The sequence below is a fragment of the Roseateles aquatilis genome (assembly GCF_002205645.1).
Classification (GTDB): Bacteria; Pseudomonadota; Gammaproteobacteria; order Burkholderiales; family Burkholderiaceae_C; genus Roseateles; species Roseateles aquatilis.
On sequence record NZ_NIOF01000001.1, the window covers coordinates 325,697 to 349,917 of the forward strand.

Here is a 24,221-nt window from a genome sequence, read left to right on the forward strand (position 1 = left end):
TCAAAACTGCACCTGTCCCTTCAAGAACGCGCGGTCTTCATTGACGCCCGCGATGCGCCGGCGTCCGTACTCCACCGACAGGCTGGCGCCGCGCCATTGCGTGCGCAGTCCCAGGCCGTAGGACGCGGCCAGGCCGCGCGTGGCGGCGCCTTCGATCCGGGTCGTCACGCGCCCACCCGCCGCGAAGGCATAGGGCGACAGACCCAGCGCCGCGCCGCCGATGTCCCCCCCCATCGGCCGCGAGACCTCCTGGCGCAACGACCAGCCGCCGTCGTCCGAGATCGCGCCGGCCACGAAGGTCGACAAGGCGTCCTCGCCGTCCAGGCTGAACAGCTCGGCGCCCGGCATCACGCCCTCCAGGGCCCACTGCGCGCGCGCCACGCCGCGCGCCTGCAGGCCCCAGGGCAGTGGGCCGCTGTCGAAGCTGGCGGTCATCTCCAGGCGCTTGAAGCTGGACTTGGCGCCCAGGCGCGACATCGGGATGCCCGTCGCCTCGATCTCCACCGGGGTGCGGGCGCCCAGTTCGGTGAAGCCTTGCGAGTAGGTGGACGACACGCGCAACCGGCCCGCCTGCAACGGCCGGGTCCAGTCGACCGTCAGTCGCGCGACGCGCAGCGCGTCGATGTCGAGGACGTAGTTGAAGTCGGGCAGCGAATCGGTCTGCCGGCTCGCGTCCAGCGTGCCGGTGAGGGTCAGTTCTTGCTGGCGGTCCAGGATCAGCGGATAGATCAGCCGCAGCGTGTATCGCTCCAGCTGGCTGCGCGACAGCGGCGCCAGGGGGGCCGGCGTGGGTTTGGTGTCGGAGACCGTGAACTCGGGGTTGAGGCTGAGGCCGCTGTCGCCCAGCGGCACGATCACGCCGCCGCCGCCGACACGGCGCCGCGCGTCGGTCTGGAACATGCGCGCGACGTCGGCCCCGCCGGAGACATAGAAATACAGCTGCTCGCCGCGTTGCCCGAGCTGGTTCAGCCGCACCTGCACCGAGCTCTGCCAGGGCCCGAGCGCGGCGGACGAGCGGTCATCGGCGGACAACGAGACCACCACCGGCTCATGCTCGCCTTCCAGCACCAGCACCGTGCCGCCGGTGGCCTGGCCCGCGCCCAGCGCGCTGCGCAGGCTCAGGCCCGGTCCGCGGCCGGCCAGGGTCAGCGCGCGCTCCAGCGCCGCGCTCGTCAGGCGTCGCTGGCCCACCAGCGGGGCGAGCGTCGCCTGGACCTGCCGGCGCGCCCGCTCGGGCACGGCGGCCAGGTCGATGCGCTCGACGAAGCCGTCGATCAGCGTGAACGTCAGCGTGCCGCCATCCTTCAGCGATTGCGGCGGCACGACCACGCGCACCAGCGCGTAGCCGGCGGCGCGGTACTGGTTTTCGATCTCGTCGGCGAGCCGGTACAGGTCAGCGACCGACCTGCGCTGGCCGCGCAGCGGCGCGATGAGCGCCTGCGTGGTCGCGGTCAGGTCGGGAAAGGCGCCGACCAGGGTGATGTCGCCCACCACCACGAACAGCGTCTCGGCCTTGCCGGGCACTGCCTGCGGCGCGGGCGCTGGCAAGGCGGCGGGGGGCCGTGGCGGCGTCTCCGGACGCAGGTCGCGCGGCGTCACCTGTGGGGCTTGCGGGGCCTGCTGGCCCGCGGCAAGCGCCGGCAGCAGACACACGCCCGTGATGAGCAGGCGTTGCGCCAGGACGGAAAGGGAGCCGGGATGGGGGTTCAACGTGGGGTTCTTTTCTTGGGCAGGCGGACGCGGGCGATGGCTTCATCACCGCGGGTCGGATGCTAGGGAGCGGCGCCCGCCTTGTCGGTAGAACGAACGCGCTACAAGGGCGACGTGAATTCCGCACACAATCCCCCCGCGATGACCCTGGACGCCCTTGCCCCGCCCCCCGAGCCGCCGCCGCTGCATGTCGTGATCGTCGAGGACGACCCCGACTTCGGCGAGGCGCTGAGCCGCGTGCTCAGCGAGGCGCCCAACCTGCGCCTGGCCGGCCGGGCCGGCACGCGCGCCGAGGGACTGGCGCTGCTGGACGGCCCGCCCGCCGACGTGCTGCTGGTGGACCTGGGCCTGCCCGACGGCTCGGGCATCGACGTGATCCGCGCGGCCGTGCGGCAATGGCCCAGCTGCAGCATCATGGTCAGCACGAACTTCGGCGACGAGATGCACGTGATGCGCTCGATCGAGGCCGGCGCGGCCGGCTACCTGCTCAAGGACAGCTCGCCGACGCGCATGATCGACGAGATCCGCAGCCTGGCCAGCGGCGGCAGCCCGATCAGTCCCATCATCGCGCGCCAGATCCTGGCGCGTTTTCGCGAAACGGTGCCCGCCGAGCCCGCCGCCGGGGCCTCCGCCGACCCGGTCTGCGCCGCCGCCTCGGACCCGGAGGCCTCGCCCCTGTCGATGCGCGAGAAGGAAGTGCTGGTCTACATCACCAAGGGCTTCACGGTGAACGAGATCGCGCGGCTGATGTCGCTGTCCCACTTCACCGTGCGCAGCTTCGTGCGGCGCATCTACAGCAAGCTGAAGGTGACCTCCAAGGCCGAGGCCATCTACGAGGCGCGCACGCAAGGGCTGCTCGCGGAATGACATCGGCCGACGCACGACGCCGCGCGTCGCCGCTGGCCCTCCTGGTGCTGCTCGGATCGATCGGCGTGCTGGCGGCCATGGGCGCGGTGCTGGCCGGCGCGATGGGACTGCACCTGCCCTCCTCCGGTCTGCACCTGGTCCAGGCCGAGTGGCAGGAAGCCCCGGCACCGGCGTTCACCGCGCCCGCGCCCGCCATCGACAGCCGCGCCCTGCCCGCGACCTGGCAGCCCGTGTCGCTGCCGCTGGCCCTGCCGGCCGCGCTGCTGCAGCAGGCCAGGGCAGCCGAGACCGCCCCGCCGCAACCGACGGTGCTGGTCACGTGGTTGCGGGTCGCGGTGCCGCCCGGCGCGCCCGCCAGCGGCCCGCTCGCGCTGTACGGCGCGCGGGTGAAGACCGACGGCACCGTGGCCGTCTACATCGACGGTCGCCTGGTGCATCGCGCGCAGCAGGACGGCCCGCTGTGGAACAGCACGCGCACGCCGCTGTGGGTAGAGCTCGGGCCGGCGCAGGGCCGGCCACCGGCGCGCGAGATCCTGTTGCGCCTGGAGCATTCGAGCAAGAGTCGCGTCGCGCTGTCCTCGCTGTGGCTGGGCGACGCCGGGCTGCTGCAAGGGCGGCGCCAGGTGCGTCAATGGCTGCAGCAATCGCTGCCGGCGGCGCTGGGCGCGGCCTTCATGGTCATCGGCGTGTTCTCGCTGTTCGTGTGGCTGCGCCGCCGGCACGAGATCGGTTATCTGCTCTTCTTCAATCTCGCGGCCACGTCGTGGCTGCGCGGGCTGCACTTCCACCTGAGCCTGCCCATCGCCAACGACGGCTTCGCGTGGCTGACCGTCAACGCGCTGTTCTGGCTGGTGATGGTGGTGCACTTCTTCCTGCGCCAGTTGCACGGCCGGCCGCTGCGCTGGCTGACGCGCGTGGTCGTCGCGACCACGGTGATCATCGGCGTGCTGACGCTGCCGCCGGTCGGCGTGCTGCTCAACACGCCGCGTGTCACGCCGCTGCTCTACGCGGTGGCCGCGCTGATGGGCGCGACCGTGGGCCTGGTCGGCGGCCTCTGCGCCTGGCGGGAGTCCCGCGAGGGCCGCTCCGTCGCCGTCGGCATCGGCCTGTGCACCTTGCTGGGCATGACGGACTGGCTGCTGCAGAACAACTTCGTCAGCCCCGAAGGCTGGTACCTGGGCGTCTACGTCAACGCGGTCGCGCTGAGCGTCTTCGGCAGCCTGATCTATCGGCGGTATGTCGACGCCATCGCGGCCGTGGAGCGCGTCAACGCCGGCCTGGAGGAACGTCTCGCGGCGCGCGAGGCCGAGCTGCAGGCCAGCCATCGCCGCCTGCGCGAAGTGGAGATGCGCCAGACCATCAGCGACGAACGCCAGCGCCTGATGCAGGACATGCACGACGGCCTGGGCTCGTCGCTGATCAGCGCGATACGGTCGGTGGAGCGCGGCGGGCTGGGTGACGCGGCCGTGTCGCAGGTGCTCAAGGACTGCCTGGACGACCTGAAGCTCACCATCGATTCGATGGAGCCCATCGAGGCCGACCTGCTGCTGCTCCTGGCCACGCTGCGCTTCCGGCTGGAGCCGCGCCTGGAAGGCACGGGCGTCACGCTGCTGTGGGAGGTGCGCGAGCTGCCCGCGCTGCCCTGGCTGGACCCGTCCAGCGGCCTGCACATCCTGCGCATCGTGCAGGAGAGCATCGCCAACATCCTGCGGCACACGCGGGCCACGCAGATCCGCGTCAGCACCGCCGTCGTCGAGGACGGCGTCAGCGTGAGCATCGAGGACAACGGCCTGGGCTTCGATGCCGACGCGGCGCTGGCGCAGCCGTCGTCCGGCCGCGGGCTGCAGAACCAGCAGCGCCGCGCGCAGGCGGTGCGGGGCCGCGTGGACTGGCGGTCCGGCGCCACGGGGACGGTCTTCACGCTGTGGTTGCCGCGCGAGCACCCGCCGCATCCTTGACGCGCCAGGCGCGCCGAAAGCAAAAACGGCACCACGCTTTCGCATGGTGCCGTCTGGCTTTTGGTGGGCGGTGCAGGGTTCGAACCTGCGACCCCTGCCGTGTGAAGGCAGTGCTCTACCGCTGAGCTAACCGCCCGGTATGGGGACCGGGTTTTCTTCCGACTTTTCCTGGGGCCTCGACAAGAGACTTGGTGGGCGGTGCAGGGTTCGAACCTGCGACCCCTGCCGTGTGAAGGCAGTGCTCTACCGCTGAGCTAACCGCCCGGTCTTGTCGTCCTGAACGCTGCTTTTCAGCGGCATCCGGACTACCCGGGAAAGTCGAAGATTATGCCATGAGAATTTGACGCGATTCAAGAACTGTTTATCGTCAGCTCGTCGTCACGCCGCGGCGGCCGTTTCCGCGGCCGCGGGAACCTGCCAGATGCGCTTGCCGCCGCTGGCCTTGTCCAGGTCGGCCAGCGCCTTGTCGTGCGCGGCCAGCTCTTGCGCGGTCGGCAGGATCACCGGCAGGTCGAACGCGCTGAAGTCGATGGCGGCGACTTCCGCGTCTCCGCCCTGCCCCGGCGACTGCGTCGCGCTGTCGTCGATGACCAGCGAATCCTGGCCGCGCGTCAGGCGGATGTAGACCTCCGCCAGCAACTCCGCGTCCTTGACCGCGCCGTGCAGTCCGCGGTTGCTGTTGTCGACTTCCAGGCGGCGGCACAACGCGTCCAGCGAGTTGGCCTTGCCCGGGAACATGTCCCGCGCCATCAGCAGCGTGTCGCGCACGCTGTCGACGCATTCATGCAGCGGCGCGCGGCGGCAGCGCTTGAGCTCGGCGTTGATGAAGCCGACGTCGAACGCCGCGTTGTGGATCACCAGTTCGGCGCCGCGCATGAACTCCAGCAGCTCGTCGACGACCTCGGCGAACTTGGGCTTGTCCGACAGGAACTCGCTGCTCAGGCCGTGGACGCGGAAGGCCTCTTCCGGCATGTCGCGCTCGGGGTTCAGATAGAAGTGCAGATGGCGGCCCGTCAACTGGCGGTTCACCATCTCCACGCAGCCGATGTCGACGACGCGGTCGCCGGACTCCGGATTCAGGCCGGTGGTTTCGGTATCGAAGAAGATCTGTCTCATGGGTCGGGCTCGGATCGAAGGGCGCGGCGTCAGGCCGCGGCAAGGCGCGCGGCGCGGCGGTAGGCCCAGGCCATCATGAGCGCGCCGCCGACGATCATCGGCACGCTCAGCCACTGGCCCTGGCTCCAGCCCAGCGCGCGCAGGCCGAGGAAATCATCGGGCTCGCGGAAGTACTCGGCAACGAAACGCGTCACGCCGTAGCCCAGCAGGAACAGCCCCGACACCGCCGCCATCGGCCGCGGCTTGCGCGCGAACAGCCACAGCACGATGAACAGCAGCAGGCCCTCGCCGAGGAACTGATACAGCTGCGACGGATGGCGCGGGATGCCGCCGTCATGCGCCTGCGGGAAGATCATGGCCCACGGCAGGCTCGGGTCCGCCGGGCGGCCCCACAGCTCGCCGTTGATGAAGTTGCCCAGCCGGCCGGTGGCCAGCCCGGTGGGCACGCAGGGCGCGACGATGTCGCCGACCTCCAGGAACTTGAAGCCGCGGCGCCACGCGAAGATCGCCATCGCGACGATCACGCCGAGCAGCCCGCCGTGGAAGGACATGCCGCCGTGCCAGACCTGCAGGATCTCCAGCGGGTTCTTGAGGAAGTCACCCGGCTTGTAGAAGAACACGTAGCCGAGCCGGCCGCCCAGCACCACGCCCAGCACGCCGTAGAACAGCAGGTCGTCGATGTCGCGGCGCACCCAGCCGCGCGCCGCGTTCCACGGGCGCGAGACCACGCGGTTGCCCAGCCACAGGAACAGGCCGAACGCCGCCAGGTACATGAGGCCGTACCAGTGGATCGGCCACTCCCAGATGTGGAAGGCCACCGGGTCGAACTTGGGATGCACCAACATGAGAGAGATCGTCCTGGCGGGAAATGGGAATCGCGCGGCGCGCTCGCCGATCGGGTCGATCGGCCGGCGGCGCCGCAAAGGCGCGAATCATAAATCGGGCGCTCAGCCCGACGCGCCGAGCGAGGCCAGCCGCTTGCGGCAGTCGTCGATGTCCGCGGCGCTGCCGCGCCGGTTGTCGATGCAACGTTGCAGCACCGTGCGCGCCTGCGCCACGTCGCCCTTGGCCTGCAGCGCGCTTCCCAGGCGGCGTTCCAGCCCGAGCTGCTCCACCCCGGTCAGGCCGCGGGCGCGCTCGAAGGCCGCGACCGCGCGGTCGTACTGCCCCAGCGCGTCGTAGGCGCGGCCCAGGCCGTAGGCGCCCATCGCCTGGGTCGGCTGGCTCTTGAGCAGTTCCTCGAACCAGGGCACGGCGCGTTCACGTTGGTCGCTGTACATCAATTGCCGGCCGTAGTCGCTCCACAGCAGGCGCAACTCCAGCAGCAGTTCCGGACGCTGCGTGCGCACCGCGCGCAACTCCTTCTCCATGCCACCCCAGTCCTTCTTCGAGGCGGCGACGCGGGCGCGCATCAGGCGCAGCTGGTTCTGGTCCTGCACGCCCTGCTCCAGCGCGCGGGCCTTGGACTCGCCGCCACCGATGAAGCTGGGCAGCGCGAGGTAGTACTGCTGCAACGCGCTGCGCGGCTCGGGCGCCTCGGGCAGCAGCGTCATCGCGCGCTGGGCCAGCTCGCTGACGCGGCCCAACGAGCCCAATGCCTTGAGCTTGCTGCCGCCGCGCGCCTGCATCACCAGGGCCAGCGCCAGCGCGTAATGGCAGGCGCCCTCGTCGGGCGTGCGCTGCACGCATTGCTCCAAGCGCTGCATGTTCTGGCGCAGCGGCGCCGGGTCGGCCAGATCGAGCTGCGACAGCGCCAGCGCGGCGACCGCCTGCGCGTCCTCCGGACTGGCCTTGAGGCGCTGGCCCGCCAGTTGCTCCAGGTCGTCGGCGCGGCCGGCGTCGAGCAGCGATTGCAGTTCCGCGTCCTTGAACACGGCGGCCCGCGCCGGCGCGGCCAGTGTGGCGCCCACCAGCAGCGTGGCGCCGATCGCCATCACGGCCGCCCAGGCTCGTCGACGGGCCGGGCCCGATGCAGTCATCGTGTGTGTCACCGTACTTCCTTTCATCGATGCGCTTGCCGCCGATCCTCGCAGAACTCGATGGCCCTTGCTGGCACGGCGTGCGCCCTTCATTGGCGATTCACTCGCGGTTCACCTGGCATTGACTGGATATTCATCACCGACGCTCGGCGATCATCCCTTGACCTGCTCCCGCACATGCGCGACGAAGCGCCGCACCACCGGCGACGCGTCGGCGCGCCAGATCAGGCTGGTGTCGCACGAGGGCACCTGCGCCCGAGGCCAGGGCCGATAACGCACCCCAGGGCGCTGCAACGCGCAGACCGACGCCGGCACCCACGCCACACCCATGCCGCCCGAGACCAGGTTGACGATGGTCTGCATCTGGATCGCCTCCTGCACGATGTGCGGCGTCGCGCCGTGCGCGCGGTAGAACCCGAGCAGCGCGTCGAACAGCGACGGCGCGATCTCGCGCGGGAAGACCACCAGCGGCTGTCGCAACACCTCCGCCAGCGACACGCGCGTGCCCTGCCCCAGCGCCCAGTCCTCGGCATGCGCCAGCACCAGCGGCTCGCGCGCCACGATCAGGCGCTCGAAGCCGGCGGGCTCCGCGCCCGGCGCATGGATGACGAACCCGGCATCGAGCACGCCGGTGTCGAAACCGTGCAGCTGCACGTCCAGCGTGGCCTCCTTCAACGCGAGCTGCACCTCCGGCAACGCCTCGCGGAACAGCCGCAGCCAGCGCGGCATGTCGCCGTAACCGACCGTCGACACGAAACCCAGGCTCAGCCGGCCGGCCTCGCCGCTGGCGGCGGCGCGCACCCGCGCGGGCACCTGGTCGGCCTGCTCGACCAGCCGCGCGCCCGCCTCCACCAGCGCCTGCCCGGCCGCCGTCAGCGCCACCGCGCGCTTGCCGCGCTCCAGCAGCGTCACGCCGAGCTGCGCCTCCAGCTTCTGCACCGCCAGGCTCAGCGGCGGCTGCGTCATGTGCAGCCGCTCGGCGGCGCGGCCAAAGTGCAGTTCCTCGGCCAGGACGAGGAATTGACGCAGGGGTCGGAGCTCGATCATCGATACATGCCACGAATCAAAACGACTCAAACTATATATTGGACCCGAGAATCCTCGAGACGCATACTGCGGCCTCCAAGCAGCCTGCCAGGACGCGAGCCATGACCGACCCCCGAGACACCGCCGCCAATCGTCGTTCCAAGAACATCACCGAAGGCGTCGCCCGCGCGCCCAACCGCTCCATGTATTACGGCATGGGCTATCAGGAGAGCGACTTCGGCAAGCCGATGATCGGCGTGGCCAACGGCCATTCGACGATCACGCCCTGCAACTCCGGCCTGCAGAAGCTGGCCGACGCGGCGGTGATCGGCCTGAAGGCGGCCGGCGCCAACGCGCAGCTGTTCGGCACGCCGACGATCTCCGACGGCATGGCCATGGGCACCGAGGGCATGAAGTACTCGCTGGCCTCGCGCGAGGTGATCTCGGACTGCGTCGAGACCTGCGTCGGCGGCCAGTGGCTGGACGGCGTGATGGTCATTGGCGGCTGCGACAAGAACATGCCCGGCGGCATGATGGGCATCCTGCGCGCCAACGTGCCGGCGATCTATATCTACGGCGGCACCATCAAGCCCGGCCACTACAAGGGCCAGGACCTGAACATCGTCAGCGTCTTCGAGGCCGTCGGCCAGTTCAGCGCCGGCAAGATGAGCGAAGAGGATTTCTGCCAGATCGAGAAACGCGCCATCCCCGGCAGCGGCTCCTGCGGCGGCATGTACACCGCCAACACGATGAGCTCGGCCTTCGAGGCGCTGGGCATGTCGCTGCCCTACTCGTCCAGCATGTCCAACGTCGAGGACGAGGTGGTCGAGAACGTCAAGAAGGCGTCCGCGCTGCTGGTGCAGGCCGTCAAGGCCGACCTGAAGCCGCGCGACATCGTCACCCGCGAGTCCATCGAGAACGCCGTGGCGGTGATCATGGCCACCGGCGGCTCGACCAACGCCGTGCTGCACTTCCTGGCCATCGCCCATGCCGGCGAGGTGGACTGGACCATCGACGACTTCGAGCGCATGCGCAAGAAGATCCCGGTGCTGTGCGACCTCAAGCCCAGCGGCCGCTTCCTGGCGGTGGACCTGCACAAGGCCGGCGGCGTGCCTGCGGTCATGAAGGAGCTGCTCAAGGCCGGCCTGCTGCATGGCGACTGCATGACCATCACCGGCAAGACCGTCGCCCAGAATCTGGCCGAGGTGCCCGACCTGTCGCCCGGGCAGGAGGTCATCCGCCCGGCCACCGCGCCGATCTACGAGCACGGCCACCTGGCCATCCTCAAGGGCAACCTGTCGCCCGAGGGCTGCGTGGCCAAGATCACCGGCCTGAAGAATCCGGTCATGACCGGCCCGGCGCGGGTCTTCGACGACGAGCAGTCGGCGCTGGCCGCGATCATGGCTGGCCAGATCGTCGCCGGTGACGTGATGGTGCTGCGTTACCTGGGGCCCAAGGGCGGCCCGGGCATGCCGGAGATGCTGGCGCCGACCGGCGCGCTCATCGGCCAGGGCCTGGGCGAGAGCGTCGGCCTGATCACCGACGGCCGCTTCTCGGGCGGCACGTGGGGCATGGTCGTCGGCCACGTCGCGCCGGAAGCCTACGAAGGCGGCGCCATCGCACTGGTCCAGGAGGGCGACCGCATCACCATCGACGCCCATCAGCTGAAGTTGCAACTGCTGGTCGACGACGCCGAACTGGCGCGCCGCAAGGCGGCCTGGCGGCAGCCCGCGCCGCGCTACACGCGGGGCGTGCTGGCGAAGTTCGCGAAGTCCGCCTCCAGCGCCAGCTCGGGCGCGGTGCTGGATAAGTTCGAGTGAACGTCGGGACGGGCCACGGCGGCGGCCTCAGCGCCGCTTGCCCGGCTTGTCGCCCTGTCCGAGCGCGTTGAGCGATTTTTGGCGGCGCGCTTCCTTGCGCTCGTCCATGCGGTCCATCGCCCGGCGCTTGGTGTAGCCGGACTTGTCCGCGAACTCCCACCACACGACCGCCAGCGCCAGGGGCGACAGCACCCACCACCAGCTCAGGCCGGCGATCGGGCCGACTTCCGCCAGCTTGAGCAAGATCAACAAGACGCCGATCACCAGAAACCACATCGCTGTTCTCCTCGTGCCGCACGTCTTCGGGCAGCTCCCAACACTACAATCGCGCGAGCCCGGACACTCCCAGCCGATCCATCGCCGCCTCGCGCGGCGTCATGGGTTCAGGGCGTTCCGAATCATCTCGGCAGGATCTGAAAGGATGCCATGAAAAACGCCTTGCTCGCCTGTGCGGCCCTCGCCGCCGCCTTGTCCGCGCCCAGCGCCTTCGCCAACCAGGAGCTGGCGCAGAAGAAGAACTGCATGGCCTGCCACGCGGTCAGCAACAAGCTGGTCGGCCCCGCCTACAAGGATGTCGCGGCGAAGTACGCCAAGGACAAGGACGCGGTGAAGAAGCTGTCCGACAAGATCATCAACGGCAGCTCCGGCGTCTGGGGTCCGGTGCCGATGCCGGCCAACACGCAGGTCAGCCCGGCGGAAGCCGAGCAGCTCGCGAAGTGGGTGCTGTCGGTAAAGTGACCGACCGGGGTCTCGACGGCTGAATCGCCGCCCCTTCCCCACCCTTTCGATCGGGGCCCTTGCCGGGCCCTGTTTCGTTTCCGGGCCTGGTTTCGTCGCATGGGCCCCGCGTCATTTCCGGGCCTGCCAACCCTCGACGGCCCATCACGCCATCACGTCGTCGTCACGCCATCACCTGCGCCAGCTCGTTGCGTTTGCGGTCGTCCAGGTGCCGGCACTCCCGCACCAGGTTGACGGCCTTGGCCGCGGCCGAGATGTCCATCACCCGCTGGTCGATCTTGTAGGTGCCGCGCGACTGCATCCAGATCAGCACGTCGATCAGATGCCAGACCGACGAGGAGTTGCCCTCGTGCATCGGCGACGGGAAGGTGGTCGGGTGCGTCAGCATCAGCTTGCGCATGTTCTGGCGCGACACCTTCACCACGTCCGCCACGTCGGTCAGGCCGACCATGTCCGGCCCCGCCTCGATCAGGCGCGCGCCGGGCAGGGCCTTGCGCACGTCCTTCAGCGCCTTCAGCAGCGCCGCGTCGGCGCGGTCGGCGCGGCGGGAGAACGTCAGCATCAGCCGCCCCCGCAGCCCCGCGGTGATGCACGCATCGGTGCAGCCGGCCGCACCCAGGCGGGGTATCAGCGACTCTTCCTCGCAGTCCTGGACGGACATCTGGTACTTGAGCGTGAAGACAAATTCCACAAGCGACTCCTGGTGTGATGGACGAAGCGCCGCCCCGCCCACCGGCGCGGCCGGCCGTCGGGGCCGCCGCGCCACGCGGTGCCGGGCAGCGCGTCATTCTTCGTCCATGCGAGTCGAGGTTCCACTGCCCGAGCAAGTGTCGTTACCGGCGTTTCTGCCTCACCCGAGTCAGCGCGATCCGTGGTTGCTGGGGTCCTGGCAGGTTGTCAACTTGCGCTGACGCAAGAAAAAGCCCCGCGCAGGCGGGGCTCGGAGGAGCACGGGCGAGGGAACCGCGTCAGTACGCCTGCCCCAGTTGCTCGAGGATGGCCGGGTTCTCCAGCGTCGACGTGTCCTGAGTGACGGCCTCGCCCTTGGCCACCGAGCGCAGCAGGCGGCGCATGATCTTGCCGCTGCGGGTCTTGGGCAGGTTGTCGCCGAAGCGGATGTCCTTGGGCTTGGCGATCGGGCCGATCTCCTTGGCCACCCAGTCGCGCAGCTGCTTGGCGATCGCCTTGGCCTCGTCGCCGCTGGGGCGCGGGCGCTTGAGCACGACGAAGGCGCAGATCGCCTCGCCGGTCGTGTCGTCGGGGCGGCCGACCACGGCGGCCTCGGCGACCAGCTCGGTGCAGCTCACCAGCGCGGACTCGATCTCCATCGTGCCCATGCGGTGGCCCGACACGTTCAGCACGTCGTCGATGCGACCGGTGATGGTGAAGTAGCCGGTCTGCGCGTCGCGGATCGCGCCGTCACCGGCCAGGTAGTAGCCCTTGAGCTCGGGCGGGTAGTAGCTCTTCTTGAAGCGCTCCGGATCGCCGTAGATGGTGCGGATCATCGACGGCCACGGCTTCTTGACGACCAGGATGCCGCCCTGCCCGTTCGGCACGTCGTTGCCGGTCTCGTCGACGATCGCCGCGGTGATGCCGGGGAACGGCAGCGTGCAGGAGCCGGGCACCAGCGGCGTCGCGCCGGGCAGCGGGGTGATCATGTGGCCGCCGGTTTCCGTCTGCCAGAAGGTGTCGACGATCGGGCAGCGGCCGCCACCGACGTGCTGGTGGTACCACTCCCAGGCCGCCGGGTTGATCGGCTCGCCGACCGATCCGAGGATGCGCAGCGAGCTCAGGTCGTAGTTGCGCGGATGGACCGCCGCGTTGGTTTCGGCCGCCTTGATCAGCGAGCGGATCGCCGTCGGCGCCGTGTAGAAGATCGTGACCTGGTGCTTCTGGATCATCTGCCAGAAGCGGCCGGCGTCCGGATAGGTCGGGATGCTCTCGAAGACGACCTCGGTGCCGCCCAGCGCCAGCGGGCCGTAGGTGATGTAGGTGTGGCCGGTCACCCAGCCGATGTCGGCCGTGCACCAGAAGATGTCGGAGTCCTTCAGGTCGAAGGTCCACTTCGTCGTCAGCGCCGCGTGCAGCAGGTAGCCGCCGGTGCTGTGCTGCACGCCCTTGGGCTTGCCGGTGGAGCCGGAGGTGTAGAGCAGGAACAGCGGGTGCTCGGCCTCGACCCATTCGGGCTCGCAGGTCGGTGCCTGGCCGGCGACGGCGTCGTGCAGCCATTCGTCGCGGCCCTCGACCCAGCCGATCGCGCCGCCGGTGCGCTTGTAGACGATCACGCCGCGGATGGTCGGGCAGCTGTTGTCGGCGAGCGCCTCGTCGACGATGGACTTCAGCGCCAGCGACTTGCCGCCGCGCTGCTGCTCGTCGGCGGTCAGGATCAGCACCGCGCCGGCGTCCTGCACGCGGTCGCGCAGCGATTGCGCCGAGAAGCCGCCGAACACCACCGAGTGCGTCGCGCCGATGCGCGCGCAGGCCTGCATCGCGACCACGCCCTCGACCGACATCGGCATGTAGATGACGACGCGATCGCCCTTCTTCACGCCGCGCGCCTTCAGCGCGTTGGCCAGTTGCACGGTCCTGGCCAGCAGGTCGGCGTAGGTGACGCGGGTGACGCTGCCGTCGTCGGCCTCGAAGATCACCGCGACGCGGTCACCGCGGCCGGCCTCGACGTGACGGTCCAGGCAGTTGTAGGAGACGTTGAGCCGGCCGTCCTCGAACCACTTGAAGAACGGCGCGTCGCTGTCGTTCAGCACTTGCGTGAAGGGCTGCTTCCAGCTCAGCAACTCGCGCGCGAGGCGGGCCCAGTAGCCCTCGTAGTCGGACTCCGCTTCCTTGCACAGCGCGTCGTAGGCGGCCATGCCGGACACGTGCGCGCCCTGGACGGCGGATTGCGGGGGGGTGTAGATCTTGTCGCTGATCTTGTCGCTCATGGCCTGTGTCTCCGTTGCGGACGGGGTATCTCGTTCGAGGATCGCGCAGAAAGGGTGCGCCGCGACTGTGCGGTTTCACACTGACGATCGCCTTACTCTTGTAGAAGCGCCACTCGGCGCACGCCATCCCACGGCCAGCCGGGGACCCGGCGCGACGCCAAGCTCGCGTCGCCATGCTCTCACTAAAATCGCCCGATTCGGCGGTTCCCGCCGGTTACGACGCAAAGGAAAGACTCGATGTCCGCACGCCCTCCCCGCAAGCTCTCGCCGCTGGCCGCGGTGATCTTCGGCAGCCGCTGGCTGCAACTGCCGCTGTACCTGGGGCTGATCGTGGCGCAGGCCGTCTACGTCTACCAGTTCTGGTCGGAGCTGATCCACCTGGTCGAGGCCGCCTTCGGCAACCAGGAGGCGCTGCAACTGCTGATCAAGAGCGTGGGCTACAAGGCCGAGGCGCTGGGCGACGGCGGCGGCGCCATCAAGCTCAACGAGACCATCATCATGCTGGCCGTGCTGGCGCTGATCGACGTGGTCATGATCTCCAACCTGCTGATCATGGTGATCGTGGGCGGCTACGAGACCTTCGTCTCGCGGCTCAACCTGGAGGACCATCCCGACCAGCCCGAGTGGCTGGACCACGTCAACGCGTCGGTGCTGAAGGTCAAGCTGGCGACGGCGATCATCGGGATCTCGTCCATCCACCTGCTCAAGACCTTCATCAACGTGAACAACCTGGAGGCCCACACGGCGATGTGGCAGACCATCATCCACGTGGCCTTCCTGTTCTCCGCGCTGGCCATCGCCTACACGGACCGCCTGCTGTCCCACGACCAGCCGGCCAAGCACTGACCGGCGCGCCAACAACAACGACAACGGGGCCTCGGCCCCGTTTTTTCGTGGGTCGCGCCGGTCGCGCCGGCGTCAGTTCACCCGGCGCCGCATCAGGATCAGCGTGCCCACGACGCCCGACAGCAGCGAGCCGCCGATCACGCCGAGCTTCACGCGCGTCTCGTAGTCCGGCCCCTGCCCCGCGAAGGCCAGTCCGCCGATGAACAGGCTCATCGTGAAACCGATGCCGCACAGCACGCAGACGCCGAAGAACTGCACCCAGTCGGCGCCGCCCGGCCTGGCCGCCAGGCCGAACCGGATCATCAGCCAGGAACTGCCGAACACACCGATCGCCTTGCCCAGCAGCAGGCCCAGCGCGATGCCCAACGACACCGGGTGCAGCAGGTCGCCCGGATTCAGGCCCAGCAGCGACACGCCGGCGTTGGAGAACGCGAACATCGGCAGGATCAGGAAGGCGACCCACGGATGCAGGCCGTGCTCCAGGTCCTCGGCCGGCGAATGGCCGCGGCCGTCGGTCGAGGGGATGAACAGCGCCGTCGCGACGCCCGCCAGCGTCGCATGGACGCCGGACTTCAGCACGCACAGCCACAGCACCAGGCCGACGACGATGTAGACGTCGACCCGCGTCACCTTCGCGCGGTTCAACGCGAACAGCACCAGCAGGCAGGCCGCCGCGGCACCCAGCATCGTCAGCGACAGCTGGCTGGTGTAGAAGATCGCGATCACGACGATGGCGCCGAGGTCGTCGATGATCGCCACCGCCGTCAGGAAGACCTTCAGCGACGCCGGCACGCGGCTGCCCAGCAGCATCACGATGCCGATGGCGAAGGCGATGTCGGTGGCGGCGGGGATCGCCCAGCCGTGCAGCCCGATCGGATCCCCCCAGTTGATCGCCGCGTAGATCAGCGCGGGCGCCAGCATGCCGCCCAGCGCCGCCACCATCGGCAGCACCGCCTGCGAGCGCTGCGCGAGCTCGCCGCTGACGAACTCGCGCTTGATCTCCAGCCCGACGAGGAAGAAGAACACCGCCATCCACAGGTCGTTGACCCACACCAGCAGCGGCTTGGCCAGCACCAACCAGTCACCGCCGATGCGGACCTCGCCCGGGACGCGCGTGAAGGCGGCGTAGACCTCGCGCCATGGGGAGTTGGACAGGATCAGCGCGGCCACGGCCGCGATCGCAAGCACGATGCCGCCGGCTGATTCGCTGGCGAAGAAACGCTTCAATCCTGGGGTCAAGGCAAGGGCCTCCTGAGTCGACATGGGGGGGAAGCGACGAGCCTACCGCATCCTGACGGCGTCCATGGCGGACATCGACCGCCATCGACGGCCCCGGACCGCGCCGCCGCGGGCCGCCCGTGCGCTGCCCGGCCGCCGGCCCCGCGGCGGCCCAGGGGATTTGAACAACTGGCGGATAATCCGCCCCGTCCCACGAGCCCCCACGCACGAGTACGCCCATGACCACCACGATCCGCTACGCCGACCTTGTCGAGAGCGTTGCCGCCGCGCTGCAGTACATCAGCTACTACCACCCGGCCGACTACATCCAGCATCTGGCGCGCGCCTACGAGCGCGAGCAGAGCGCCGCCGCGAAGGACGCGATCGCGCAGATCCTGACCAACTCGAAGATGTGCGCCGAGGGCCGCCGACCGATCTGCCAGGACACCGGCATCGTCAACGTCTTCCTCAAGATCGGCATGGACGTGCGCTGGGCCGACTTCCCGGGCTCCATCCAGGACGCCGTCAACGAAGGCGTGCGCCGCGCCTACAACCATCCGGACAACAAGCTGCGCGCCTCGGTGCTGTCCGATCCGATCTTCGAGCGCAAGAACACCAAGGACAACACGCCCGCGGTGATCTTCATGGAAGTGGTGCCCGGCGCGACGGTCGACGTGATCGTCGCCGCCAAGGGCGGCGGCTCCGAGAACAAGAGCAAGGTCTACATGCTCAACCCCAGCGAGTCCATCGTCGACTGGGTGCTCAAGACGGTGCCGACCATGGGCGCGGGCTGGTGCCCGCCGGGCATGCTGGGCATCGGTGTCGGCGGCACGGCCGAGAAGGCCGCGCTGCTGGCCAAGGAAGCCCTGATGGACGACATCGACATGTACGAGCTGCTCGAGCGCGGCCCGCAGAACAAGCTCGAGGAACTGCGCGTCGAGCTGTACGAGAAGGTCAACGCGCTGGGTATCGGCGCGCAGGGCCTGGGCGGCCTGACCACCGTGCTGGACGTCAAGATCAAGACCTATCCGACGCACGCGGCCTCCAAGCCGATCGCGATGATCCCCAACTGCGCGGCCACGCGCCACGCGCACTTCGTGCTCGACGGCTCGGGCCCCAGCTACCTGGAGCCGCCCAGCCTGGACCTGTGGCCCGACGTCCAGTGGGCACCGGACTACAACAAGAGCAAGCGCGTCGACCTGAACACGCTGACCAAGGCCGAGGTCGCCAGTTGGAAGCCGGGCGACACGCTGCTGCTCAACGGCAAGATGCTGACCGGCCGCGATGCCGCGCACAAGCGCATCCAGGACATGCTGGCCAAGGGCGAGCCGTTGCCGGTGGACTTCACCAACCGCGTCATCTATTACGTCGGCCCGGTCGATCCGGTGCGGGACGAAGTGGTCGGCCCGGCCGGCCCGACGACCGCCACGCGCATGGACAAGTTCACCGACATGATGCTGGAGCAGACCGGCCTGATCGCGATGATCGGCAAGGCCGAGCGCGGCCCGGTCGCGATCGAGTCGATCCGCAACCACAAGTCGGCCTACCTGATGGCCGTCGGCGGCTCCGCCTACCTGGTGTCCAAGGCGATCAAGGCGGCCAAGGTCGTCGGCTTCGAGGACCTGGGCATGGAAGCGATCTACGAGTTCGACGTCGTCGACATGCCGGTCACGGTGGCCGTCGACGCCGGCGGCACCAGCGCCCACATCACCGGCCCGGCCGAGTGGCAGCAGCGCATCGCCTCCGGCAAGCCGGTCAAGATCCCCGTCGCGGCGGGCTGACGCGTCAGCCGCCGTACATCTTCGACAGCTTGTCGACGATGCCGGCGGTCTGGCCGAAACCGGACATCGTCTTGTCCAGCGCCGTGTACTGCCGGCGCAAGCGCTTCTCGTAGTTGGCCACGCGATCCTCCATCGCGTCGGCCCGCTTGCCGTTGGACTTCAGGTTGTCCTGCAGGCCCTTGGTCCGCGTCGTCAGCGTGCCGTCCATGCCCAGGATCTGATCGGTGAGCGTGCGCAGCTTCACGGCCACGCCGCTGTTCTCCGCGTTGTCCTTGTCGACGCCCATGAACAGCTGCTTCATGTCGGCGCGTTGTGTCAGCGCCTTGGTGAACTTGCTGTCGTTGACGGTGATGGAGCCGTTCACGCCCATGCTCAGGCCGATGTCGGACAGGTGGCCCAGCGCGCCGGCCAGCGTGGTGCCCGCGGCGATCGCGCCGCGCAGCCGGTTCTGGATGCCGACGGCGGCGCTGTCGCCTTGCAGCGTCGCGGCGGCCTTGTTGTCGGCGTCGTACTTGGTGTTCTCGCGCAGCAGGCTGACCGCGGCGTTGTAGGCGGTGACGAAGTCGGTCACCACCTTCTTCAGCGCGTCCTTGTCCTGGCTGGCCGTGACGGTGGCGACGCCGGTCTTCATCAGCGTCATCGTCACGCCGTCCACCGCCGAATCGATGGTGTTGGTCGCCGACGAGATCGACAGCCCGTTCACCGTCAGCAGCGCGTTGGCCGCCTTCAGGTCTTCGCTCATGCGCGAGGTCTGGCCGGCGACGCCGAAGGACAGATCCGCCAGCGAGGGCTGGCCGTCCGCGGGCGGCGACGACGGCGCGGCGGTGAGGCGGAAGCCGTTCTCCGCGCCGGTCTCGCGCGAGCGGATCACCAGCCGCGAGCCGTTCACGTCGTTGACCAGCGAGGCGATCACGCCGCTGCCGGAGCCGTTGATCTTGTCGCGGATGTCGGCCAGCGAGTCGCGCGGCGGCTCGATGGTGATCGACTTGGGCGAGCTGCCGGCCTTGCCGGTGAAGGTGGACTTGTCGGCGTTCCACTCGCCCAGCTCCAGCGTCAGCGTGCCGCCGCCGAGCTTGTCGTCCTTCTTGAACATCGGGCTGGACAGGCTTTGCGCCGCCGCCAGCCGCGTCACGTTCATTGCATAGCTGCCCTCGGCCGCGCCGGCGCCGCCGGTGGCCGAGACGATGGTCGCGTCCGACGAGGACGCCGCCACGCTCTGCCAGGTCTCCGGCTTGGTCAGCTTGGCCGCCGCGTCGCGCAAGGCGCCGAGCGTGGACTGGATCTTCCCGAAGGCCGAGATCTTGGTCTTGATTTTGTCGCTCGAGGCGTTCAGGTCGTCGATCGGCTTGCGCTCGACCGACACCAGCTTCTGGACGATCGCCTCCACGTTGAGGTTGCTGCCCAGTCCTGTCGAAGTGATGCCCATCGCTTTCTCCCTGCTGTCCGACGCGCCCTCGGCGGGGCCCCTGCCCCTGGCCGGCATGTGTCACATCTCACAGGCGAAGGTTAAGGAACATTGCTGCGTCGTGAACTGATCAGATAGGCACGAAACACGACCCTGTTTGGTGCTTCGGCATCCCCGCGCACCCAACGTCGCCTCCGGCATCGCCGCCGTGGACGAGCACCGAGCCTCCCTAGTTCAAGGGTTTCCCCCGGGCGCGGCCGCCATCCATCCTCCCCGCCAGCGTTTCGCCTCGCGTACGGCGCACTTCATCGCAGCGCGGGAACCGGGGCCGGACCCCGCTTCCAGAATCCGCCGCGTGCCGATGTCAGGCATGTTTTTCGGGCATGGGATTCGGGAGTCAGAGCGATGAAACATTGGATACGGCGCGGCCTGTTCGGCCTCGCCACGCTGGCATTCCTGGCCGGCGCGGGGGCGTTGGCGGCGGTGCAGATGGCCGACACGAAGATGAACCGCCGCATCGAGGTCGCCGGGCGCGACCTGCACATTCCGCAGGACGCGAAGAGCCTGGAACGCGGCCGCTACCTGTATGCGACGCGCGGCTGCGTGGACTGCCACGGCGCCAACGGCGCGGGGCGCCGTTTCATCGACGCCGACGGCATGCGCGTGGCCGGTCCCAACCTCACGGCCGGTCCTGGCAGCGTGACACTGGGCTATACGCCGTCGGACTGGGACCGCACGCTGCGCCACGGCGTCAAGCCCGACGGCCGGCCGCTGCTGATCATGCCCAGCCAGGACTACAACCGCCTCACCGACGAGGACGTCGGCGCGCTGGTCGCCTACGTGCAATCGATGCCGCAGGCCAGCGGCGGCCCGGCGGAGATGCAGTTGCCGCTGCCGGTGCGCGTCCTGTACGGCCTGGGGCAGATCCCGGACGCGGCCTCGCGCATCAACCACGACCTGCCGCCCGAGCCGCCGGTGCCCGCCGGCCAGACGGTCGCGCACGGCCGCTACCTCGCGGCGATGTGCATCGGCTGCCATGGGGAGAAGCTGCAGGGCGGGCGCATTGCCGGCGCGCCGCCGTCCTGGCCGTCCGCGGCGGATCTGGACGACCCGCTCGGCGTGATGGCCTCGCGTTACGGCGATGCCGCGGCCTTCGCCGCGATGATGCGCAGCGGCAAGCGGCCGGATGGCTCGGGCATCGCCGTGATGCCGTTCGAATCGCTGCGCGAGCTCAGCGACGACGACATCGCCGCCCTGCATCGCTACATCCGCCTGCGCGGCACGCAGGTGGCGTCGGGCGACTGAACCACCCCGCCGCCGGCGGGCCGATCGGCGCGATCAGCCCGCGGAGGGCGCCGCGGACGATGCCGGCGCCGCGGATGCCGCGACCGCCTCCGGCGCCGCGTGCACCACGCGCTGCGGGAACGGGATGTCGATGTTCAGGCGGTTCAGCAGACGCAGGATGGTCAGGTTAACCTCGGAGCGCACGCCGCCCTGGCCGTTGTGGGGATCGGAGATCCAGAAGCCGATGGTGAGCTCCAGCCCGTCCGCGGCGAAGTTGCTCAGCGTCACCGACGGCCCCGGCTCGGACAGCACACGCGGCACGCGGCGGACCTCCTCGACCAGTTGCGGGAACAGCGCGTCCACGTCGGTGCCATAGGCCACCTGCACCACCGTCGACACCCACACCTGCGGATCGGCCAGCGACAGGTTCTCCACGCGCGTCGTGATCAGCGACTCGTTGGGCACGATCGCCTCGCGGCCGTTGAGCGCGCGGATCACCGTGTAGCGCGTCTTGATGTCGCTGATCTTGCCCTCGAAGTTGTCGACCTTGACCATGTCGCCGATGCGCAGCGAGCGCTCGGCCAGGATCATGAAGCCGGAGACGTAGTTCGCCGCGATCTTCTGCAGGCCGAAGCCCAGGCCCACGCCGACCGCGCCGCCCAGCCAGGACAGCGCGCTCAGGTTCAGGCCCACCATGTTCAGCGCCACCATGGCGCCGACGACCAACAAGGCGGTACGCGTCAGGTTGACCGCGATCTTGCGCATCGACAGGTCGACCGACTGGCCGCGCAGCAGGCGCGATTCCGCCACCGACGACAGCCACAACACGAAGATCATCACGCCGCCGACCTGCAACGCGCCCACCAGCACGTCCAGCACCGTGGGCGTGATCTGGCCCTTCTTGGCCAGGAAGGTCAGTTGGTAGTGGTCGAGCTCGTCCAGCACCACCGGCAGCACGCCGACGATCCACAGGATCGAGCCGATCCAGGCGACCCACGACACGCTGCGCTCCAGCAGCCGGATGCCGCGGGAGTCCGGCATCGCCGCCCGCAGCACGCGCGCCACCAGCCGGATCACGACCAGCGACAGCAGCACCGGGATGACGACCCGGAACAGCGCCACAGGCTCGCCCAGCAGCGGCATCAGGCGCCGGGCGCCCAGCGCCAGCAGCAGCGCGATGACCGGGAACAGCACGCCGTCGAAGACGCGCCGCCCGAGCAGCACCGACTGGCGTTCCGGCGACGGCGTGACGTGCTTGCCGATGCCGCGCACGATCAGCCACGACAGCGCCAGGCAGGCGATCACCAGCCCGACCTCGATCAGCGCGGTCGGGCGGCTCAGCATGGTGAGCAGCGATTCGAGCTCGTTCAGGCTCAGGGAGTGGTTCAGGGATTGGCTCAAGAGGGCAACCGGGAAGCTGGTGAAACCGTTGATCGGAGGACGCCGGACGCGCGGGACGGCGCGGCGGGCGGGTTGATGTCGGGAGGCCGTGTCGGCGGGAGGCGGTCCGCGGGTCGGGGCGTCGGTCGGATGTCGGCGGGCGGGGTCAGATCCCGGCCAGCGTGCGCAGGTGCACGCCGACGCTGCGCGCCAGCGCGCCCAGGTCGTAGCCGCCCTCCAGGCAGGACACGATGCGACCCTTGGCGTGGCGCCGGGCCACATCCATGATGCGCAGCGTGATCCATTCGTAGTCCGCCTCGACCAGACCGAGCTGGGCGAGGTCGTCGTCGCGATGGGCGTCGAAGCCGGCGGAGACGAAGATCATCTGCGGCCGGAAGCGCTCCAGCGCCGGCATCCAGATCGCCTCGATCATCTCGCGCACCTCGGCGCCGCGGGTGTACGGCGGCACCGGCACGTTGAGCATGTTGTCGCCCTTCGGATCGCCGCCGCTGTACGGATAGAGCGGGTCCTGGAAGATGCCGACCATGAGCACGCGGTCGTCGCCGGCCAGGATGTCCTCGGTGCCGTTGCCGTGATGGACGTCGAAGTCCACCACCGCCACCCGGTCCAGGCCGCGCACGTCCAGCGCATGCCGCGCGGCCACGGCCACGTTGTTGAAGAAGCAGAAGCCCATCGCCTGGTCGCGCGTGGCGTGATGACCGGGCGGCCGGACGGCGCAGAAGGCGTTTTCGGCGCGGCCGTCCAGCACCAGGTCGGTGGCCTGCACCGCCGCGCCCGCCGCGCGCAGCGCCGCGCCCCAGGTGTGGGCGTTGGCCCAGGTGTCGGGGTCCAGCGCCTTCATCGGCTGGGGCACGCCCTCGCGCGCCTGCTGCTCCAGCCCTTCCAGCTCGGCCTTCAGCTCGGCGACATAGAGGGGGGAGTGGGCACGCTCCAGCGACTTCAGCGCGACGCGATCGGCCTCATGCCGATCGAGCGCGGCGTCGATGCCGTGGGAGATCAGCCAGTCGTCGATCGCGGCCAGCCGCTGCGGGCATTCCGGGTGACCGGCGCCCATGTCGTGACGAAGGCAATCGGGGTGGCTGATGAAGGCGGTGGACATGGTCGGGGCATGCGCTTGGCGTCGTCGAACCAGAGGGATTTTGCGATATGGTGCGGCGATGATCTCCGACGCACCGACCTCCGTCTCCCAGCCGCTGGCCGACCTGCGCCGGCAGGTTAGCACGATCATCAAGGGCAAACAGGCGCAGACCGAGGACTGCCTGGCCTGCCTGCTGGCCGGCGGCCACCTGCTCATCGAGGACCTGCCCGGCGTGGGCAAGACGACGCTGGCGCATGTGCTGTCGATCTCGCTGGGGCTGCGCTTCTCGCGCGTGCAGTTCACCACCGACCTGATGCCGGCGGACCTGCTGGGGGTCAGCATCTACACCCCCGGCGCGCAGGCCGCGGGCGGCGCGCCCTTCCAGTTCCACCCCGGCCCGGTCTTCAGCCAGGTGCTGCTGGCCGACGAGATCAACCGCGCCGGCCCCAAGACGCAGAGCGCGCTGCTGGAGGCGATGGAGGAGTACCAGGTCAGCGTCGACGGCACCACCCACGCGCTGCCGCTGCCGTTCTTCGTCATCGCGACGCAGAACCCCAGCGAGCAGCTCGGCACGCATCCGCTGCCGGAGTCCCAGCTGGACCGCTTCCTGATGTGCATCAGCCTGGGCTACCCCGATCGCCAGGCCGAGCGCGAGTTGTTGATGGGCCAGGACAGCCGCGAGCAACTGCGCGCGCTCAAGCCCGTCATGACGCCGGACCAGTTGCGCGCGCTGCAGCGCCAGGTGCTGGAGGTCCACGTGTCGCCCGCGCTGCTCGACTACCTGCAGGCGCTGCTGGAGGCGACGCGGTCGGGTGAATGGTTCCAGGAAGGCCTGAGCCCGCGCGCCGGGCTGGCGCTGCTGCGCGCGGCCCGCGCCAAGGCGCTGCTCAGCGGGCGCGACTACGTGTCGCCGGACGACGTCCAGGCGATCCTGCCGCAGACGATCGCGCACCGGTTGCGGCCGCGCGGCGGCAGCGCCCGCGGCGCGCGCGAGCAGGTGCGCGCGATGATGGCCGCGGTGCCGCTGCCTTGATGTTGTCGGTCACCGCCGACCG

General features: G+C 69.5%; 20 protein-coding genes and 2 tRNA genes. 8 read left to right on the forward strand and 14 right to left on the reverse strand.

The window, feature by feature from the left end; translation table 11 throughout:
* Positions 1-1,710 carry a ShlB/FhaC/HecB family hemolysin secretion/activation protein gene (locus CDN99_RS01355; protein WP_088382323.1) on the reverse strand — a complete coding sequence of 570 codons (1,710 nt, stop codon included), beginning with the start codon at positions 1,708-1,710 and terminating at the stop codon, positions 1-3.
* A gap of 141 nt (positions 1,711-1,851) precedes the next feature.
* Between CDN99_RS01355 and CDN99_RS01360 the strand changes: the two genes are divergently transcribed.
* Together CDN99_RS01360 and CDN99_RS01365 are read left to right on the forward strand one after the other, a co-directional pair.
* A complete protein-coding gene (locus CDN99_RS01360) occupies positions 1,852-2,577 on the forward strand; it encodes a response regulator transcription factor (RefSeq protein ID WP_088382324.1) in 726 nt (241 codons plus the stop codon).
* Positions 2,574-4,535, forward strand: coding sequence for a sensor histidine kinase (locus CDN99_RS01365; RefSeq protein WP_088382325.1), 1,962 nt, complete (start codon positions 2,574-2,576; stop codon positions 4,533-4,535). The genes CDN99_RS01360 and CDN99_RS01365 overlap by 4 nt, the downstream gene beginning before the upstream one ends.
* 61 nt (positions 4,536-4,596) lie before the next feature.
* Here CDN99_RS01365 and CDN99_RS01370 read toward each other — a convergent pair.
* The 6 genes from CDN99_RS01370 to CDN99_RS01395 all read right to left on the reverse strand — a co-directional run bounded on the left by CDN99_RS01370 (position 4,597) and on the right by CDN99_RS01395 (position 8,677).
* Positions 4,597-4,671, reverse strand: a tRNA-Val gene (locus tag CDN99_RS01370).
* A gap of 53 nt (positions 4,672-4,724) precedes the next feature.
* Positions 4,725-4,799: transfer RNA gene (locus tag CDN99_RS01375), tRNA-Val, on the reverse strand.
* Positions 4,800-4,913: 114 nt separating this feature from the next.
* Positions 4,914-5,651: a DNA polymerase III subunit epsilon gene (dnaQ, locus tag CDN99_RS01380; protein ID WP_088382326.1), complete on the reverse strand. Its 738-nt coding sequence runs from the start codon at positions 5,649-5,651 to the stop codon at positions 4,914-4,916.
* A 29-nt stretch (positions 5,652-5,680) separates the two neighbouring features.
* Positions 5,681-6,496: a prolipoprotein diacylglyceryl transferase gene (lgt, locus tag CDN99_RS01385; protein WP_088382327.1), complete on the reverse strand. Its 816-nt coding sequence runs from the start codon at positions 6,494-6,496 to the stop codon at positions 5,681-5,683.
* Positions 6,497-6,598: 102 nt separating this feature from the next.
* Entirely contained in the window at positions 6,599-7,642 is a 1,044-nt protein-coding gene (locus tag CDN99_RS01390; RefSeq protein ID WP_238139311.1) for a tetratricopeptide repeat protein, read from the reverse strand.
* A 141-nt stretch (positions 7,643-7,783) separates the two neighbouring features.
* On the reverse strand, positions 7,784-8,677 hold the full coding sequence (locus CDN99_RS01395) for a LysR family transcriptional regulator (protein WP_088382329.1): 894 nt from the start codon (positions 8,675-8,677) through the stop codon (positions 7,784-7,786).
* Positions 8,678-8,778: 101 nt separating this feature from the next.
* Between CDN99_RS01395 and ilvD the strand changes: the two genes are divergently transcribed.
* Entirely contained in the window at positions 8,779-10,476 is a 1,698-nt protein-coding gene (ilvD, locus tag CDN99_RS01400) for a dihydroxy-acid dehydratase (protein ID WP_088382330.1), read from the forward strand.
* A gap of 27 nt (positions 10,477-10,503) precedes the next feature.
* On the opposite strand, the gene CDN99_RS01405 is transcribed toward ilvD, so the two are convergent.
* Complete coding sequence (locus CDN99_RS01405; RefSeq protein ID WP_088382331.1) at positions 10,504-10,752, reverse strand: TIGR04438 family Trp-rich protein; 249 nt, start codon at positions 10,750-10,752, stop codon at positions 10,504-10,506.
* Between the two features lie 150 nt (positions 10,753-10,902).
* Between CDN99_RS01405 and CDN99_RS01410 the strand changes: the two genes are divergently transcribed.
* Positions 10,903-11,214 carry a c-type cytochrome gene (locus tag CDN99_RS01410; RefSeq protein ID WP_088382332.1) on the forward strand — a complete coding sequence of 104 codons (312 nt, stop codon included), beginning with the start codon at positions 10,903-10,905 and terminating at the stop codon, positions 11,212-11,214.
* A 163-nt stretch (positions 11,215-11,377) separates the two neighbouring features.
* Here the strand turns inward: CDN99_RS01410 and CDN99_RS01415 are convergent, their stop codons facing one another.
* Together CDN99_RS01415 and acs are read right to left on the reverse strand one after the other, a co-directional pair.
* A complete protein-coding gene (locus CDN99_RS01415) occupies positions 11,378-11,905 on the reverse strand; it encodes a helix-turn-helix transcriptional regulator (RefSeq protein ID WP_088382333.1) in 528 nt (175 codons plus the stop codon).
* 277 nt (positions 11,906-12,182) lie between these two features.
* Entirely contained in the window at positions 12,183-14,153 is a 1,971-nt protein-coding gene (acs, locus tag CDN99_RS01420) for an acetate--CoA ligase (RefSeq protein WP_088382334.1), read from the reverse strand.
* Between the two features lie 237 nt (positions 14,154-14,390).
* Here acs and CDN99_RS01425 point away from each other — a divergent pair, with 237 nt between their 5' ends.
* Positions 14,391-14,999, forward strand: a complete 609-nt coding sequence (locus CDN99_RS01425) for a TIGR00645 family protein (protein ID WP_088382335.1) — start codon at positions 14,391-14,393, stop codon at positions 14,997-14,999.
* Positions 15,000-15,071: 72 nt separating this feature from the next.
* Here CDN99_RS01425 and nhaA read toward each other — a convergent pair whose 3' ends face one another.
* Positions 15,072-16,238, reverse strand: coding sequence for a Na+/H+ antiporter NhaA (nhaA, locus tag CDN99_RS01430; RefSeq protein ID WP_238139312.1), 1,167 nt, complete (start codon positions 16,236-16,238; stop codon positions 15,072-15,074).
* A 218-nt stretch (positions 16,239-16,456) separates the two neighbouring features.
* Between nhaA and CDN99_RS01435 the strand changes: the two genes are divergently transcribed.
* Entirely contained in the window at positions 16,457-17,998 is a 1,542-nt protein-coding gene (locus tag CDN99_RS01435) for a fumarate hydratase (RefSeq protein ID WP_088382337.1), read from the forward strand.
* A 4-nt stretch (positions 17,999-18,002) separates the two neighbouring features.
* Here the strand turns inward: CDN99_RS01435 and fliD are convergent, their stop codons facing one another.
* On the reverse strand, positions 18,003-19,424 hold the full coding sequence (gene fliD, locus CDN99_RS01440) for a flagellar filament capping protein FliD (protein WP_158218726.1): 1,422 nt from the start codon (positions 19,422-19,424) through the stop codon (positions 18,003-18,005).
* Positions 19,425-19,808: 384 nt separating this feature from the next.
* Here fliD and CDN99_RS01445 point away from each other — a divergent pair, with 384 nt between their 5' ends.
* Entirely contained in the window at positions 19,809-20,708 is a 900-nt protein-coding gene (locus tag CDN99_RS01445; RefSeq protein ID WP_088382339.1) for a c-type cytochrome, read from the forward strand.
* Between the two features lie 33 nt (positions 20,709-20,741).
* On the opposite strand, the gene CDN99_RS01450 is transcribed toward CDN99_RS01445, so the two are convergent.
* A complete protein-coding gene (locus CDN99_RS01450) occupies positions 20,742-22,088 on the reverse strand; it encodes a mechanosensitive ion channel family protein (RefSeq protein ID WP_238139313.1) in 1,347 nt (448 codons plus the stop codon).
* A gap of 145 nt (positions 22,089-22,233) precedes the next feature.
* Positions 22,234-23,187, reverse strand: coding sequence for a histone deacetylase family protein (locus CDN99_RS01455; RefSeq protein WP_088382340.1), 954 nt, complete (start codon positions 23,185-23,187; stop codon positions 22,234-22,236).
* A 58-nt stretch (positions 23,188-23,245) separates the two neighbouring features.
* Between CDN99_RS01455 and CDN99_RS01460 the strand changes: the two genes are divergently transcribed.
* Positions 23,246-24,199 carry an AAA family ATPase gene (locus CDN99_RS01460; RefSeq protein WP_088382341.1) on the forward strand — a complete coding sequence of 318 codons (954 nt, stop codon included), beginning with the start codon at positions 23,246-23,248 and terminating at the stop codon, positions 24,197-24,199.
* The last annotated feature ends 22 nt before the right edge of the window (positions 24,200-24,221 follow it).

What these genes read in the sequence shown, in the direction of transcription:
- CDN99_RS01460 (WP_088382341.1), top strand. Translation starts at nt 23,246, where the DNA reads ATGATCTCCGACGCACCGACCTCCGTCTCCCAGCCGCTGGCCGACCTG.
- CDN99_RS01425 (WP_088382335.1), top strand. Translation starts at nt 14,391, where the DNA reads ATGTCCGCACGCCCTCCCCGCAAGCTCTCGCCGCTGGCCGCGGTGATC.
- ilvD (WP_088382330.1), top strand. Translation starts at nt 8,779, where the DNA reads ATGACCGACCCCCGAGACACCGCCGCCAATCGTCGTTCCAAGAACATC.
- CDN99_RS01395 (WP_088382329.1), bottom strand. Translation starts at nt 8,677, where the DNA reads ATGATCGAGCTCCGACCCCTGCGTCAATTCCTCGTCCTGGCCGAGGAA.
- lgt (WP_088382327.1), bottom strand. Translation starts at nt 6,496, where the DNA reads ATGTTGGTGCATCCCAAGTTCGACCCGGTGGCCTTCCACATCTGGGAG.
- CDN99_RS01435 (WP_088382337.1), top strand. Translation starts at nt 16,457, where the DNA reads ATGACCACCACGATCCGCTACGCCGACCTTGTCGAGAGCGTTGCCGCC.
- CDN99_RS01365 (WP_088382325.1), top strand. Translation starts at nt 2,574, where the DNA reads ATGACATCGGCCGACGCACGACGCCGCGCGTCGCCGCTGGCCCTCCTG.
- CDN99_RS01455 (WP_088382340.1), bottom strand. Translation starts at nt 23,187, where the DNA reads ATGTCCACCGCCTTCATCAGCCACCCCGATTGCCTTCGTCACGACATG.
- dnaQ (WP_088382326.1), bottom strand. Translation starts at nt 5,651, where the DNA reads ATGAGACAGATCTTCTTCGATACCGAAACCACCGGCCTGAATCCGGAG.
- acs (WP_088382334.1), bottom strand. Translation starts at nt 14,153, where the DNA reads ATGAGCGACAAGATCAGCGACAAGATCTACACCCCCCCGCAATCCGCC.
- CDN99_RS01410 (WP_088382332.1), top strand. Translation starts at nt 10,903, where the DNA reads ATGAAAAACGCCTTGCTCGCCTGTGCGGCCCTCGCCGCCGCCTTGTCC.
- CDN99_RS01360 (WP_088382324.1), top strand. Translation starts at nt 1,852, where the DNA reads ATGACCCTGGACGCCCTTGCCCCGCCCCCCGAGCCGCCGCCGCTGCAT.
- CDN99_RS01405 (WP_088382331.1), bottom strand. Translation starts at nt 10,752, where the DNA reads ATGTGGTTTCTGGTGATCGGCGTCTTGTTGATCTTGCTCAAGCTGGCG.
- fliD (WP_158218726.1), bottom strand. Translation starts at nt 19,424, where the DNA reads ATGGGCATCACTTCGACAGGACTGGGCAGCAACCTCAACGTGGAGGCG.
- CDN99_RS01445 (WP_088382339.1), top strand. Translation starts at nt 19,809, where the DNA reads ATGAAACATTGGATACGGCGCGGCCTGTTCGGCCTCGCCACGCTGGCA.